The organism is Gracilibacillus sp. D59 (assembly GCF_052246695.1).
Classification (GTDB): Bacteria; Bacillota; Bacilli; order Bacillales; family Amphibacillaceae; genus Gracilibacillus.
Genome location: NZ_JBQQCK010000013.1, coordinates 40,484 through 54,558 on the forward strand (window position 1 = coordinate 40,484; position 14,075 = coordinate 54,558).

The 14,075-nt window shown below is 34.1% G+C and carries 15 protein-coding genes and 3 pseudogenes; 3 read left to right on the top strand and 15 right to left on the bottom strand.

The features are described from left to right. Positions 1-48: 48 nt before the first annotated feature. Both ACTWP4_RS18420 and ACTWP4_RS18425 read right to left on the bottom strand, forming a co-directional pair. Positions 49-228, bottom strand: coding sequence for a hypothetical protein (locus ACTWP4_RS18420; RefSeq protein ID WP_443130250.1), 180 nt, complete (start codon positions 226-228; stop codon positions 49-51). A gap of 245 nt (positions 229-473) precedes the next feature. Beyond that, positions 474-824: a hypothetical protein gene (locus ACTWP4_RS18425; protein WP_443130251.1), complete on the bottom strand. Its 351-nt coding sequence runs from the start codon at positions 822-824 to the stop codon at positions 474-476. A 179-nt stretch (positions 825-1,003) separates the two neighbouring features. Between ACTWP4_RS18425 and ACTWP4_RS18430 the strand changes: the two genes are divergently transcribed. Beyond that, positions 1,004-1,378: a hypothetical protein gene (locus ACTWP4_RS18430; protein ID WP_443130252.1), complete on the top strand. Its 375-nt coding sequence runs from the start codon at positions 1,004-1,006 to the stop codon at positions 1,376-1,378. A gap of 954 nt (positions 1,379-2,332) precedes the next feature. Further along, a pseudogene (locus tag ACTWP4_RS18435) lies at positions 2,333-2,580 on the top strand (IS110 family transposase); the annotation flags it as partial. A gap of 192 nt (positions 2,581-2,772) precedes the next feature. On the opposite strand, the gene ACTWP4_RS18440 reads toward ACTWP4_RS18435, so the two are convergent. The 3 genes from ACTWP4_RS18440 to ACTWP4_RS18450 all read right to left on the bottom strand — a co-directional run bounded on the left by ACTWP4_RS18440 (position 2,773) and on the right by ACTWP4_RS18450 (position 4,408). Beyond that, positions 2,773-3,180 (bottom strand): GNAT family N-acetyltransferase, encoded by a 408-nt coding sequence (locus ACTWP4_RS18440; protein ID WP_443130253.1) that lies wholly within the window; start codon positions 3,178-3,180, stop codon positions 2,773-2,775. 156 nt (positions 3,181-3,336) lie between these two features. After that, positions 3,337-3,804 carry a DUF2691 family protein gene (locus tag ACTWP4_RS18445; RefSeq protein WP_443130254.1) on the bottom strand — a complete coding sequence of 156 codons (468 nt, stop codon included), beginning with the start codon at positions 3,802-3,804 and terminating at the stop codon, positions 3,337-3,339. A gap of 79 nt (positions 3,805-3,883) precedes the next feature. Next, complete coding sequence (locus ACTWP4_RS18450) at positions 3,884-4,408, bottom strand: HAD family hydrolase (protein ID WP_443130255.1); 525 nt, start codon at positions 4,406-4,408, stop codon at positions 3,884-3,886. A 315-nt stretch (positions 4,409-4,723) separates the two neighbouring features. On the opposite strand from ACTWP4_RS18450, the pseudogene ACTWP4_RS18455 reads away from it, so the two are divergent. Then, positions 4,724-5,944, top strand: a pseudogene (locus ACTWP4_RS18455) (IS110 family transposase). A 162-nt stretch (positions 5,945-6,106) separates the two neighbouring features. On the opposite strand, the gene ACTWP4_RS18460 reads toward ACTWP4_RS18455, so the two are convergent. The 10 genes and pseudogenes from ACTWP4_RS18460 to ACTWP4_RS18505 form a co-directional block, all read right to left on the bottom strand. Next, on the bottom strand, positions 6,107-6,562 hold the full coding sequence (locus ACTWP4_RS18460; RefSeq protein ID WP_443130256.1) for a VOC family protein: 456 nt from the start codon (positions 6,560-6,562) through the stop codon (positions 6,107-6,109). 418 nt (positions 6,563-6,980) lie between these two features. Further along, positions 6,981-7,880 (bottom strand): helix-turn-helix domain-containing protein, encoded by a 900-nt coding sequence (locus tag ACTWP4_RS18465; RefSeq protein ID WP_443130257.1) that lies wholly within the window; start codon positions 7,878-7,880, stop codon positions 6,981-6,983. Between the two features lie 21 nt (positions 7,881-7,901). Further along, positions 7,902-8,909, bottom strand: coding sequence for a pectinesterase family protein (locus tag ACTWP4_RS18470; protein WP_443130258.1), 1,008 nt, complete (start codon positions 8,907-8,909; stop codon positions 7,902-7,904). An 84-nt stretch (positions 8,910-8,993) separates the two neighbouring features. Continuing rightward, a complete protein-coding gene (locus ACTWP4_RS18475; RefSeq protein ID WP_443130259.1) occupies positions 8,994-10,481 on the bottom strand; it encodes an extracellular solute-binding protein in 1,488 nt (495 codons plus the stop codon). A 354-nt stretch (positions 10,482-10,835) separates the two neighbouring features. Further along, the gene (locus ACTWP4_RS18480; protein ID WP_443130260.1) at positions 10,836-11,711 is read right to left on the bottom strand and encodes an aminoglycoside 6-adenylyltransferase; all 876 of its coding nucleotides are present in this window, start codon (positions 11,709-11,711) and stop codon (positions 10,836-10,838) included. Positions 11,712-11,939: 228 nt separating this feature from the next. Further along, positions 11,940-12,455 carry a GrpB family protein gene (locus ACTWP4_RS18485; RefSeq protein ID WP_443130261.1) on the bottom strand — a complete coding sequence of 172 codons (516 nt, stop codon included), beginning with the start codon at positions 12,453-12,455 and terminating at the stop codon, positions 11,940-11,942. Further along, positions 12,456-12,839, bottom strand: coding sequence for an NUDIX hydrolase (locus tag ACTWP4_RS18490; protein WP_443130262.1), 384 nt, complete (start codon positions 12,837-12,839; stop codon positions 12,456-12,458). It abuts the gene before it with no gap. A 3-nt stretch (positions 12,840-12,842) separates the two neighbouring features. Then, the gene (locus tag ACTWP4_RS18495; protein ID WP_443130263.1) at positions 12,843-13,007 is read right to left on the bottom strand and encodes a hypothetical protein; all 165 of its coding nucleotides are present in this window, start codon (positions 13,005-13,007) and stop codon (positions 12,843-12,845) included. An 18-nt stretch (positions 13,008-13,025) separates the two neighbouring features. Then, a complete protein-coding gene (locus tag ACTWP4_RS18500; RefSeq protein WP_443130264.1) occupies positions 13,026-13,388 on the bottom strand; it encodes a VOC family protein in 363 nt (120 codons plus the stop codon). A 53-nt stretch (positions 13,389-13,441) separates the two neighbouring features. Further along, a pseudogene (locus ACTWP4_RS18505) lies at positions 13,442-14,035 on the bottom strand (DJ-1/PfpI family protein). Positions 14,036-14,075 lie beyond the last annotated feature (40 nt).

Consider the following 14,075-nt stretch of genomic DNA (forward strand, 5'->3'; position numbering starts at 1 on the left):
TCTTCACGTCTATTTTACCATAAAGTGATACTTCCATCAGTGGGGTTTTTATGAACGATTAGCACCGTGATAGATTATAGTAAACAAACGTTTTGTGGTAAAGGGTAATAATTCTGCAGTCGACATTCCTTGTCCATTATTGTATTGTTCCTTGCTTTCTGTTAACATTTGTTTAAGTTCAGGATTTTCATCAGTCTCTGGCTTGATTGACCACTCTTCTTCTTGCAAAACTAGTGTGCACTTTCCCTTACATTTCTTATTTCAGATAAGCACCCGGTTCTTGAAGGATTGAAATCGAGATAATATTATATAAATTATCATTACAAGCCAATAATAAAATTATGATTAAAAGACCTATAACTTTCGTTTTCTTTACATGGGAAGTTTTTAATATATCTTATTTATCATCGAGAAAATAGGTTTTCGATAAAAGATAATAACTCCACACATGAAATGGTGTGGAGTTCATTCGTTTAATCGTGTTTTCTTGCTTCTTTTTCCTCAGAAGCTTGTACGACCGGTTCATCCCAAGGATGGTTCGGGTAGATCCCTTCTTCAATTACTTTCCTCAATAACGCTTCATCCCTAGGAATAGAAAATTCTATACGAAGTGAAGTGACTGTCGTTTTATCTCCTACAGCTCCTTCTGCAGGAACCGCCTGATCTGATGGAACAAACTGCTCCATTCCCTCCTTTGATTGCCACATGACGTTTCTGTAATTTCCGACTTTCAACTCATCAATAGACAGAATCCCCTTTATTACTGAATCCACATATTTCGGGACGACATATGTTTTGACGCGGTAAATATCCACCAATTTCAATCACATAACCTCCCTTACCTTCTTTAATCACTAGTATAATCCATAATCCATTTTTGGAAACGTTAATATCCTAATCGAACCATTTTTTCGAAATGAGATAGACATAAGAAAACAATTATTTGCCTATTGAGTTTTCTATTGAAGTACTGTTAAATAGGTAAGGAAGGGAGATGAACCAAATGTTCAGAAAATTTATGTCTATCTCGATTCTATCCGTAGTTTTTTTTGTTGTATCAATAAGCTTTGCTTCAGCAGCAGAAGCTGAAGATTTCGGACCTTATCGATTCACGACCGATGATGGTCGATGGGATGGTAAATTATATGCGCGTAGTGGGCAAACTGTCTATGTCAAGATCGACAACTGGACTTATTCAAGAGTTTCTGTTCGTTTATGTAGTTCACAAAGTGGCAATTGTACTTCCTTTAAAACACCAACCTGGCCTTATGGTTCCGTTATTTTTACGAATATGGCTTCAGGTACGTATTACGGGGATGTTATCAGTCACGACAGTCCATATGCTGCAGGAGAAGTTACCTTTACCGTACTACACTAAAGGTTGATTATGTTCAAGGTCTTACCTATATTCCTCTTACTCCAAATAGTGTTGCTGAAATTTGAATTTTCTTTAGATTTAAGTTCCAACTCGTCTTTCTTAACTGGGGGCCCACCAACAAATTGTGAATAAAATCTACTTAAGCAATAGAGGCTTTAAAACAATAAGTATCACCGAAATGATTAAACTTTTTTATAAAAATTTTATACTTAGTTAGAAAGGTTAACTCCTCTTTGATCAATCTTTGTTCAAAAAGGAGTCTTTTTCGTTTGCTGATAAATCAGGGTTTGTGACTTCATTGTAATTAAACTTTATTAAAATGCTACAGTAAAATATGTTATATTATGAGGTTTTTTAGATATTATTAAAATAAGGGGGCAGAAAAATGTATTGGGAGACACTTCCTAATTGGGTTTGGGGAATTTAATAACAACATTAGAAATAGCTATATTTTGTGTTGTAAAAAAAGAAAATGAGAAGTATATCCGTCTTAGCTATTGTATTTACTGTAACAATTCCAATAGTTAGTCTAATAAATAGTATTGGAAGAGGAGAAGGAAGGAAGGAATTTGAACACTTAATAAGTCAATTACAACAGGGGGCTATTTGGTCTGTTTTTACAATTATAGGTTATTTGTTTTTATTGGTTTGGTGGATTTTATTCCTGCTTAAAAATCGAGACAGAAAACCAAGTTATAGTTTCAAATAAAACATTTTGAAGACCTCTATACTTATATTTAGGGTTAGATAGGTTAAACAGTTGATAATAAAAGGATCACACATTTTAGATATGTCTAATATGTATGGTCCTTTATTTAATTTCTTCTTAAACTAACGCACCCCGTCAGAATTCCTGTAGTGCGTTAATTTCGACTTTGAAAAAAATAGAGCCCCTCAGTAAGATAAGAGTATAGACACCACTCTATTACTCAAATTCTAAGGAGGAACTCTTATATGAAGTTTAAAATGCAAGACAAACAAAATCAACTAATTGAAAGAATTTCTATCAACATCTCGTTGTTGGTGTAGACATTGCCCAACAAACACATGTAGCACGAGCTGTAAATTATCGTGGTATTGTGGTCGGTAATCCCCTGTCTTTTGAAAATAACGAAGATGGATTTGCAAGGTTACTAGATTGGATAAACCAGTTAAAGAACGTCAAAGGTCTTAATACTGAAATCGTTGGCATGGAACCTACAATTCCATCTAAAAAAGCATTGTATCCCTTTAATTCATTCTCCATTTTTTTATATCCCCTTAAAAACGTATCTTCAGTAAACCTCCCCATACCAATCCAACTCTAATTTGTATAAAGAAATACCTTACAATAGAGTTTTAGAGCAAGCCACTTTTTATATTAACTAAGTGCGTTCCAGTTTGGTGTTATACATTCATCGATTTATATTTCTTGTCATTCCAATCGAAAATTTCTTAAATCCAAAAGGCTCATAATAGGACTCCAAATTTTCTACACACATAAGTTGAGGAATAACTCGACTTTGCTCGCAATGTTGAATTATTCTTTTTAACATTTCTTTGCCGATACCTTTGGACTGATACTTCGGTAGCACACATACTCCACAAATAATTCCAGTAATCACACCATCTGATATAACACGTCCCATACCCACTAATTGTTGTTCTTCAAAAGCATAAATTGCATACCAACTTTGATTACACATATGTTCTAAATCATTAACTGTTAATTCAAGTGAATGCCATCCTAAAGATTCATATAAGGTAAGTAATTGCTTAAAATTTTCAGGGGGTTCAATTGTATAATGTATGGTCTTTTCCATATAAGCACTTCCTTTTATTTTTGGTTAGTACAATAATTTATATATCTACATATCTTCTTTCACAATGCTGCCACTTTAGTACAATAACCGAGTTGTTAATATGACAAATCCTTCTTTCGTTAAAGCACCCTTTAGTGGAACAATTGTGTTCAACTGTTACCATACCGACAACCTTGTTCTTGTGTCATTATTTTCTGTAATGTATTGGAGGTTATCAAACCCTTTTATTTGTGCATTATCATATAATCTTTCGAGTTGCTCCCTTTCCTTACAATAAATGGTGGCATAAATAGAATCAACGACTAATAATACGAGTTCACAATCGCTATTCAAAAAATCTTCATACGTCTCAATATCCTCTTGATTTTTTCCTTTTGAATAGGCTTTTAAATCTACAAAAATGAGATAATACTCATTATCTTCCAATAGTTCTTTAAGGAATAAGCCATCCATACAGTTTATCTCATTTGTGAAAAGTGGTTCGCCTAACTCATCATCCTCGACTATATATGACTCCTCACCCCCACTTCTCCATATGTATTTATGAACTTCCAAGGGTTTTAAAACTTCTCCAAGAATACTTCCATATTCATTAGGAATTTCAAAGCTGATTCCTCGTTTCAATTTTATCTCCTGCCTTTATAATTGACCTGCTTGTATGCGAAATAAGCGTTCCTTCTTGTTCCAGAAACGCTACCTTTAGTTAAACAAAGTTCGCTCTATTATGATTTTCAAAACCTATAATTACTTCATATAATTCTTTCATAGAGCTAATTGTAAAGTCAGCATCGTTATTAAGTACCTCTTTACTTTCTTTATTATATAATATGGTATTTATTCCAATTGCTATTGCAGGAACAATATCCTTTTCATAATCATTACCCACCATAATACATTCTTCATGTCTAAGATTTAATTTTCGAATTATATTATCGAAAAACTCAAGATTTGGTTTTGTAACCCCTAATTCACGAGAAGTAAAAAAGTATTGAAAATATTTTTGTATTTCAACCCGATTTAAAGCTACTCCCATTAATTCTGCACTTGAATTTCCAGCATTTGAAGCGACGCAACAGATATATTCACTACTTACTTTTTCTAATGCATCTTTTATGTCTGGAATAACTTCTACTTTTTCCCAATAAGCCATAGCACCTTTTGATTGAGGGAAATCTCGCATAAGAGTGTCTCCCCAATCGAATATTACTGCCCTAATCTTCTTTGTCATATATTATCCCCTTTTCCAAGTATATATTGATTATTATTCGATGCTTTGCTCAACTAACCTGCCAAATCGTAATATAAGGCTAATCAGATTTTTCTGGTTGACCATTTTTTATATGGTTTTATTATAACAGTAGCCGGGGTAGAACGTAACTGCCAGTGGGACTTAGATCCCGTTAGCTAAACAGTTCCCTCCCTACTTGTAAAAACATGATTGAGGCTGGTTGGGACACTTGGATCCCGTTTAACAAGCGAAGCTATGATATTACAAGAAGGATTAGGGGCACCGGCAAATATATTTTCGAGGAGGAGATTTTGTATGAATCCAGTCGTTGGTCTGGATGTTTCTAAAGGGGAAAGTCAGGTCCAAGCATTTTGGGATAAGAAAAAGCCATATCGTAGGAGCTTTAAAGTAGATCATACTAGTGAAGGGCTAGTAATACTTCAAGAATTTTTAAAGTATTTAAAGGGAATTACAGGACAGAACCCAGCAATTATTTTGGAATCTACGGGACATTACCATGCTTCTGTTGTTCAATTCTTGGAGGAGCATCATTATTTATTAATCATAGTGAACCCATTGGTCTCACATAGAGCGAAAAGTTCTAGTTTACGTAAAGTTAAGACAGACGCCATAGACGCCTATCATCTTGGCGAAATTTACTATAAGGAGGACTTAGAGCCTTATAAAAAGCGTGGAGTTCAACTCTTGAATCTTCGTAATCTAACACGGCAACATGAGAATATTACAGGGAATTTCATTAATACCAAACTACAGTTTCAGGCTGTTTTGGAACAAGTATTTCCTGAATATAGATGGGTTTTTGGAGAGCTATATTCTTTTGTTTCTTTACGGGTTCTCCAAGAATTTAAGGCATCTGAAGATATCTTGAAAACTAGCAAAACGCATAGCTGATTTATGTACGAGTTGTTCTGAAAAATGGGCTTATGAAAAGGCACAAAAGCTCAAAGAAGCTGCAGCTCGTAACCCTTTTAAAAAGACGTTGTACCAAAGTCATCTTTTAAGCATGGGAATGTATATTGATATGCTTCTTCAATTTAAAGAGCATCTATCAAAGTTGGAGGCTGAGATAGATACCCTTGCGAAAGAAATTGAAGAATATAAGATTATCAAATCTATCCTGGTATTGGAGAGAAGATCGCTGCCACGATCATTTCTGAGATTGGGGAAATAGATCGATTTAATCATCCAAAAAAGCTTGTAGCTTTTGCAGGAGTTGATCCTAGCATTTTTGAATCAGGTAGATTCACAGCCAGTATTAATCGCATCACTAAAAGAGGTTCTAGTCGCCTACGTCACGCCTTATATCTAGCTGTACGTTGCGCTATTCGTGACAAGCGCAAACAGAAAACTAGTAATGAAATAATCCCCCGAAATAAGAAAATGAGGGAATTTTATGATAAAAAACGAAGCGAAGGCAAACCCTTTAGAGTAACAGTTATTGCTTGTGTAAATAAGCTCTTACATTGGATTTATGCTTTATTAAAAAACAAAAAAACTTTCCAAGATATAGCTTAAAAACTATATCTAACTAAATCATACAAAACCTTCCAGAATGGTAATAATGGAAGGTTATTTGGCATGTGCAAATTTAGTATAACACATTAATTTTTATTTTTTTATTGAAAAATGTTGACAAACTATTAGCTGGTTTTGTTTAATAAAAAGGAAATATTTATCCTATAGTTTATTATTCCAATCTTTAAACTCCATCATTTTGAAGTCGATTTCCTCATCTATTTTCAGTGGGGTAATAAACTCTAATGAATTCCCATCTGGGTCTTTAAAATATAATGCAGCGTGAGATTGTGGATTATTTGGAAGTACAATTGGCTGTTGTTTTGGTTCAAATCCAAAGGCTTTTCTAACACCTATCCCTCTTTGTTCCAGCCATTCTTTTGCATCTATTAAATCATTTAATTCAACATGGAATGCAATGTGTCTTAATGAAGGATGGTAAGGAGTCTCAACTTTATCTGTTTCCCATAGACCAAGCCAACTCTTTCCCTTTTCAATCCAAAAAAATGTTACTGCTTCACCCTGATGTGCTAACTCTAATCCTAAGTTACTATAAAACTCAACTGATTTAGATATATTACTAACTGGTAAATGTGCTTCATAAATACCTTTAATCATATGTAAAAACTCCCTTCCATTTATGTTAAATATAGTATAATTCCACTTATTTGCTTATTCCAGTAACCTGCTTCGTTAGTTTAAGAACAATCCTTCACAAACTCTACATTTATTTTAACATAAAATTACAATTCCCTGCTTAGTTTACAAAAATCAACATTGCAAATAGCATACTAATTAACATAGGAATTATCACGTTAACAACAGCTATTGTCTTTATGCTATTTGGGTTACGATTTTGTATGATAATTCAAGTGTTAATATCCAATAATCGTTGATACATAAGGAAAAAAGAATAGACCAAATCAGATGCGATTTGGCCTTCTAATTAGTAAGCTATTTCGTATGTTTCTCCACCGAAACGAAACTACTTAATTAATTCATCAGTATACTTTTCTTTTAATCATTTTGCTTCTTTTCATTGTATAATACTGCGAAATTCTTTGTTGTTTTTTCTATATTGGTTCGGAGTTATTCCTGCCCTCTCTTTATATCTCCTATTGAAACTTGATGCCGACATAAAACCAACATAGTCCGCAATTTGATGGATCGGCATTTCGGTATCTGACAGTAGTTTATTAGCTTCAAATATTCTTCTTTGCAATATATATTCTTGAATAGTCACACCGAATTCCTTTTTAAAAAAGTGCGATAAATAATATTTATTGATATGTAATTTTTTTGCGATGATTTCTAGACGCCAATCTTTATTCCATACCTCATTAATTTCTTTAATGATTTTATCATGAACCGCTACTGGCTTTGTTGGTTGCTGCTCGATCGTCAAATGATGTCCCCTATTTTCATCCTTTATTTCTCGACAGATAAATAATAGCAATTCTAACAAATATATCTCTAATGCTCCTTTTTGTTGCCAATTGTCTTCACTTTGATCTTCTAGTAGTAAGTGATCCATAATTATTTGCAGTTTGTCTGTTTGCCACACAAATAAATCTAACATAAAATGCGGAGAAGGTAATTGATCTAGAAAATCATAAAATGTCTTTGAAATAGTATGATCAAAAGGAAGGAAATCTTCTGTAAACATAACAACTACTCGCTCATAAGCTACTTCTTCTCTTAAACTAACTCGGTGAAATTCCGAACTTTTAAAAAGAAGGATCGAGTTTTTTCTTAATCGGTAAACCTTCTTTTCAAAAACATACAATGCTTCTCCTTCCTTTAACCAAACAATTTCATAGCCTATGTGCCGATGAAAAATGGGCATCGGTGAGTGATCTTTCTTATAATGAATTAAAAAACCTGGTACATATTCATCTTGAAATGATTCAGTTGGTTGATGATTCTTTTCTTTCACGGAAGATCACCCCTTCCTTTACTATCTTACACAACGGTTTCTAATATAGTTACGAAACGCTTCTGCTTCTAATGTTGATAATTCTCTTCTACTATCATGGGCGATTGCACCAGCACCTTGATTGCAATATTCATATAACCTTGCATCCATTGGTGAAAAACCGCCCATTTCTGTCCACGCTTCAGCTTTAATATGTGCAGCCATCTTACATTGATCAAATAGTACACTTGCCACTGCATTTGGATCTCCTCCTGGATGCCAAGGTCTACCCAAATAAACGGTTTCATTTTCCATTTTATCTGATTCCTTTAATAAGTTACAAGCTTCGAACAGATAACCATATGGTGTGTTAATTGATGTACTTGCTGCAGTGATAAAGCCATTATTAAAAGTGTCACCTCTGTCTAATGAAATAATATCACACGCTTCAAAAACTGCTTGACCTCCACCAAAGATGAAGTCAACTGCTCCTTCGATTATGCAATCTTTAAAATAGTGTGTTCCTTTATCTACAAGCAATGTGTCTTGGTAACCTTTGAAGCGACAGTTTTCTATTTTTGTCTGGTCACTTTCGTCAGCAGTACGAAATGCCACGGCTTGGATGTTCTTCATTCTAGTTGGATCATTTTTATCCTTCTTGTGTTCAGTCATATAGTCAAAACCGTTCTCAAATGTTATATTAAGAGCTGTGAAATTGGCTTTTCTGACAATAACACTTGCACTATCAAAAGTACCGTATGTTGAGCCATCCTCTCTCTCTGTTCCACTAGCTACATCATAAGTAAGGATAGTTTTATCTCTATCCTCTCCAATAAATGTAATAGATGGCAACTCCACTTCTAACTTTTCGTAATAAATTCCTTTAGCAATAAAAACAATGCCAGATTCCCCTTCCATACTGTCTAAAGCATCTTGAACAGATGGAAATACTTTCTTACTTTGTATTTCTTCTTCAGTACTTTGTTGATCAACAATAACATCAATTGTTGATTGATACTTTTCCTCGATTTTAATGATACTGTAACTCATATTTTATCTCCTTTAAGAAAATGAACATATACAATTGATTATTCCAAAAAATGTTCTCCCTCACAAACTTGATAAGTTACTAGATTATTGCTGATATGCTGCATTATACTCTTTTATGACTTGCTCACCTCCATCTTCTTTCCACCTTTCTATTTCTGCGTGGAAACCATCCAAGTCAAGTTCTCCAAGCATATAGTTAACTGTAGCATCATCAATAATTTGTTGAAGTGACCCACCTTTTTCCCCATAAGTCTTTGAATCTAGCGGAGCGGTTGGATCATTAATTAAAATATTATTATTATCCATTATTTGCTCATATTGCTTAGCATATAGTTCGTTTTTCGGATATGGCTGAAGTGCTTCAACAGTTGATTCATCACCAATAACAAGGCCAAGTACTGGACGAACTTCACGCTGAGAAAGATCAGATGCAGATTCTATTACCTTTGCTTTTCCATCCACGACTTCATAGTGTGTTCCTTCTATCCCATAAGTTAACAAATTATAATTTTCTGGTTTCATTAATTCATTGAAAAAGGCTAATACTTTTCTCAAATCTTCTTCCGTTTTATTAGAAGATTTCGGAAATAACACAACTGTACCATAGCCTGAATTAGACCAATTACCAGGGCCATTATTAGGTCCTGAAATACGGTTTTGTACATCTAATGTTGCATCTGGAATAGTTTTTTGTAATTGATCTTGAAAACCTCCGGCAGCACAAATACAACTAATCAATGCTCCTGCTTTACCCGTAATTAACATATCATTTTGATCGCTTTGACTAGTAGCAGGGAAATCTAAGTTAACATAGCCATTCTCCCTTAATTTTTTAAAGAAATCCATTGTGTCGATGTAACTGTCAAACATGAATTCAGGTAATAATTCACCATCTTTCTCTCCCCAGTTATTCGGTGTTCCAAAATAAGAGCTAGTAAATTTAAAACCACCATACACTAAGTCTGAGGCGGCTGCTACCCCGATTGTATCATCTTTTCCATTTTCATTTGGATCATCCTCCGTAAATGCTCTAAACATTTCGAACAATTCATCCGTATTTGTCGGAGCTTCTAAACCAAGGTTTTCTGCCCAATCCTTACGGTAAATTAAGCCCCAACGAGATGCTGGACGTCCAGAATACAATGAGTATAACTTACCATTTACTTTCGTATTATTCAGTACATCCGGGTTGAGATTACTTAAATATTCGTAATCTTTTAGGAATGGCTCAATGTTCCAATATTGTTCTTCATTAATCGAGTCTTTCATTTTTTTAAAGGAATCCTGGTTTTTAACAAATAGGGCTTGTGGAACAGTACCAGTTGCGATAACAGCATTCATTTTCTCATCATATACTTCATCCATTACCCATGTGATGTCTAATTTCGTATTTGTTGATTCTTCTATTTTTTTAATAATAGGATTATCAGATGCCGGTGCTTGAGCCGATGTTAAATTTGCCATAATAGTAATTTCTTCAGATCCACCAGCACTCGAACTGCTTGAACAAGCAACACTTAGTATTATAAGTAAACCAAATAGACCAGTTAATAAAAAATGGGATTTCTTCATTCTGAACTCCTCCTCAAAATAATAATGCTGATAATGAACTTTGATCGATAAACACTTTCTGTCACACTCAATGAACGTTAACTATGCTACCCATACCAGAGATATAGACTCACTTTGGAAAGCGCTTCAAACAAGAGTGTATCACATTCTTATATGTATTCCATTAACTATCATTGTTAAAAAAGTTTACCAATATTGCTATTAATATTTTTGGAAGATTGTTGTTAAGAGGAGTAAACTTGGGAGATTACCGATTAGATTTGTTTTATGGACAGAATATAATACACAGCTTTTTCGTGATCCCATAATTGAAAAGCACCCTACTAACTGTGTAGGGTGCAATCATTTCAAAGGTTAATATATTCCTTTTGCATCAGCAGGCAAATCTCTTATATGTTTAAGATATTTAGTCATGTTTCTATCATCATTAACTGGGTATGTGAAATGGAAATGTTCAGCCACCTCTTGTGATAAAGTTCTAAACAATTCACATGTAACAAAAATGGATTCCCACATATTATCGTAGTCTGAATCTGAGTATGTTGCTTTGTACATTGTCCAATATGGCTCAGGAAGGTAATCTTTATAATATTTTCCTAATTTCCCTGTTGATACTTGAAAATCTTCTTTTACCCCAATCCACCAATTGACCATTTTATCCAATGATTCTCTTGTTGTATATTCGAACATTAGCTTTGCATATGGAAGTTCATCCCGCCATATCCCTTTTGCTACGTTTTGTAAACACCACCAAAATTCATTTGTATAACTATTAAATTCATTCTCGGTCGGTATTTGCACATGGAAATCAATATCGGTAGGCGCAGGAATAGTCGGTAATATATAATCTTTATCCAATAACGGCATTGTGAGCTTATCTTTTCGATAACCTTCAAACATGTTTTCCTTTGTCTCAACATGAAGGTCTATCCGGTTCCCATCTGTAAAGAGCATTAAAAAACCATATGAACGATTCAAATCCTGTTCTTCACCAAAGTCATTCTTATCAGGTTCTTGTATCATCAGTAATTCTCCAAAATCATTTATCCATGTCTGATCTTTAACAAAAGAAGAAGTTCCTTTAACCACATAGACAATATCATAATCCTGAAAAATATCTTTAGGTGCATTAGAGTTTGTTCTTGAACCATTCATATAAACTGCTCGAATACGGTCATCTTCCTTGGCTTTCGTAATGATTAAGTCCATCATTTGTTTCTCATTTCTCATTTATTAGCCCTCCTCATTTTTAAAGTTGTTTTTAAATGAACCATACTTGGAGGGGCTCGTGCGTGATATAAACCATTTTTGATAATAAATGTTTATAATTTGTTTAGGGCTTTTTTCATTTAAATCGTCCTTTCTTTACAAGTTCATTCAACCTATCATCCAATTTTAATACATTTTATGCTCCCACTAATCTACTATTATCGAGCTAATCTAGGGTTTTACCACTACCTATATTCCCTGCTTTGCCCTTTCTAAAATAGTTTTAATAAAAGGTTCCTTTTTCTTTGTATATGTATGTCGATCATATTTATATTCTGAAGCTAGAACCTTCTTTAAAACTTCATATTCTTGAGCTGCTTCTGGATGTAATCGGAGATAATCTCGGAATAATAGTTTTTCGATCCACTGACTACTATCATATTCACAAATATGTAAATGAGAAGTGCCCTTCCCCCACTCACCCTTCCTAAAAAATCTTCTGTCCTTAAACTCTGGTTTTGGAACATATTCATAATCAATTTCTTTCAAAGGATATACAAAATCGGATACTTCATCTAAATGTTGCACACCTAACAGAATATCAATAATTGGTTTTGCTGCTAATCCTTTTATGGAAGTGCTCCCGATATGCTCAATTCTAACAACTTTATCGCCCAAGATTTCTACAATTTTATCTCGTTCCGTAGCAAATTGTTCTGTCCACTTAGAATTATAATTACAAATATTAATAATGGGTTTTGTCATTTATAAATTCTCCATCATATAATTTTTCGCCATGAAATATGCATTGGCAGTAAATAACTGACTTTTTATCTTATTACCTAGTAACTGATCTCCAAAATGATCGAAATCAAACAACCTCACTTTAATCTCTTCCGTATCATCTAAATCTTGTTCTTCCGTTTTAAACGCTTCCAATATTAGATAGGTTTTTACTTTATTGTTTTGTATGGCTGGATTAACCATAAATTCACCTAAGAATATCGGTTTGTTGAGAGAAGTATATCCTGTTTCTTCTTTCACCTCTCTAATTAAACCTTCCTCATGTGTTTCATTATCCTCTCTTTTTCCAGCAGGTACTTCTAAGAAAAAATCTCCCCCTGCGTGACGGTATTGTTCTACTAACACAATCTATTGCTCTCTAGTGATGACAACTCCATTCACCCAATCGGAGTATTCATTAACATAATAATCATCAATCACCATTCCATTCGGAAGTTCACAACTATCTCTTCTGATATTTCCAAATCGACTTTTATGTACATACTTTGATTTTAATGTTTTCCATTTCTCCATTTTTTCTCCCTCTCTTGATTAAATTTCTTGTATCATTTCTACCCTATTACCAAATGGGTCCCTAAATTCAAAACGTTTGAAGTTTGGTATTGGTACCGAATCACATATTTCAATATCTTGTTGTTCCAATACCTCTCTCCAATAATCTATATCTTCCACCTGGTAAGCTATGTGTGCTTTTGTTTTTGTTCTGTCCACACCATTTTCTGTTCCTACATGTATATCTCTATCACCAACACGTAACCAGAAGCCCCCACGATCTTTTAGTGCGTCAGGCTTTTCGACCTCAGGTAATCCAAGTACATCACAGTAAAATTTTTTCCCTTCTTTCTCTGCATCCTTTGGAATCGTTATTTGAGCATGATGTAAACCAAGAATCATGGAAACTCCTCCTTTTTGTATTCGAACCATTTATCTTGATAACGTTCTTTCCGTTAAAAATCGATGTCATATTCCATTCTCTTCGCAGTTTCTTGAGCAACTCTTTGTCCGTAAAGACGGGCAATGAGGTAAAAAGACATATTGATGCCTGCGGAAATTCCTCCCGAAGTAACGACATTGCCTTCATCTACAAACTTCACATCACGTTGAACAGATACTAATGGAAACTCCTTTTCCAATCTGTCTTGATCCATCCAATGTGTTGTTGCCTTTTTCCCATCTAACAATTCAGCTTTCGCAAGAAGTAGTGCACCTGTACATACAGATGTCATATGTTCCACTTGTGAGTACTGTTTTTTAATCCACTAAATCACTCTAGGATTATCTATTTCTATCTCTTCTGCGCCGTATCCTCCCGGCACAATAAGAATATCCAAGTCAGGATGCTGATGGAAATGATAATCTGGTTTCACATTCAAACCATTTCTCGCTTTAATCATCTCGCCATCTTCTGAAATAGTAATCACATTAAATGGTTTATTTTTTGTATTAGTTAAAGAGGTTAATGAGAAGACTTCAAATGGCCCTGCAAAATCCAATACCTCAACTTCATTAAATAGCAAAATGCCAACTGTACGCTGTGACATATTCTTCACCACTCTTTCCACTGCATTTCATTAAAAAAGT

Excerpts from the sequence above, each read along its gene's own strand:
- ACTWP4_RS18495 (WP_443130263.1), bottom strand. The coding sequence starts at position 13,007 with ATGGAGAAATGGAAAACATTAAAATCAAAGTATGTACATAAAAGTCGA.
- ACTWP4_RS18500 (WP_443130264.1), bottom strand. The coding sequence starts at position 13,388 with ATGATTCTTGGTTTACATCATGCTCAAATAACGATTCCAAAGGATGCA.
- ACTWP4_RS18450 (WP_443130255.1), bottom strand. The coding sequence starts at position 4,408 with ATGACAAAGAAGATTAGGGCAGTAATATTCGATTGGGGAGACACTCTT.
- ACTWP4_RS18480 (WP_443130260.1), bottom strand. The coding sequence starts at position 11,711 with ATGAGAAATGAGAAACAAATGATGGACTTAATCATTACGAAAGCCAAG.
- ACTWP4_RS18430 (WP_443130252.1), top strand. The coding sequence starts at position 1,004 with ATGTTCAGAAAATTTATGTCTATCTCGATTCTATCCGTAGTTTTTTTT.
- ACTWP4_RS18475 (WP_443130259.1), bottom strand. The coding sequence starts at position 10,481 with ATGAAGAAATCCCATTTTTTATTAACTGGTCTATTTGGTTTACTTATA.
- ACTWP4_RS18440 (WP_443130253.1), bottom strand. The coding sequence starts at position 3,180 with ATGGAAAAGACCATACATTATACAATTGAACCCCCTGAAAATTTTAAG.
- ACTWP4_RS18470 (WP_443130258.1), bottom strand. The coding sequence starts at position 8,909 with ATGAGTTACAGTATCATTAAAATCGAGGAAAAGTATCAATCAACAATT.
- ACTWP4_RS18460 (WP_443130256.1), bottom strand. The coding sequence starts at position 6,562 with ATGATTAAAGGTATTTATGAAGCACATTTACCAGTTAGTAATATATCT.
- ACTWP4_RS18485 (WP_443130261.1), bottom strand. The coding sequence starts at position 12,455 with ATGACAAAACCCATTATTAATATTTGTAATTATAATTCTAAGTGGACA.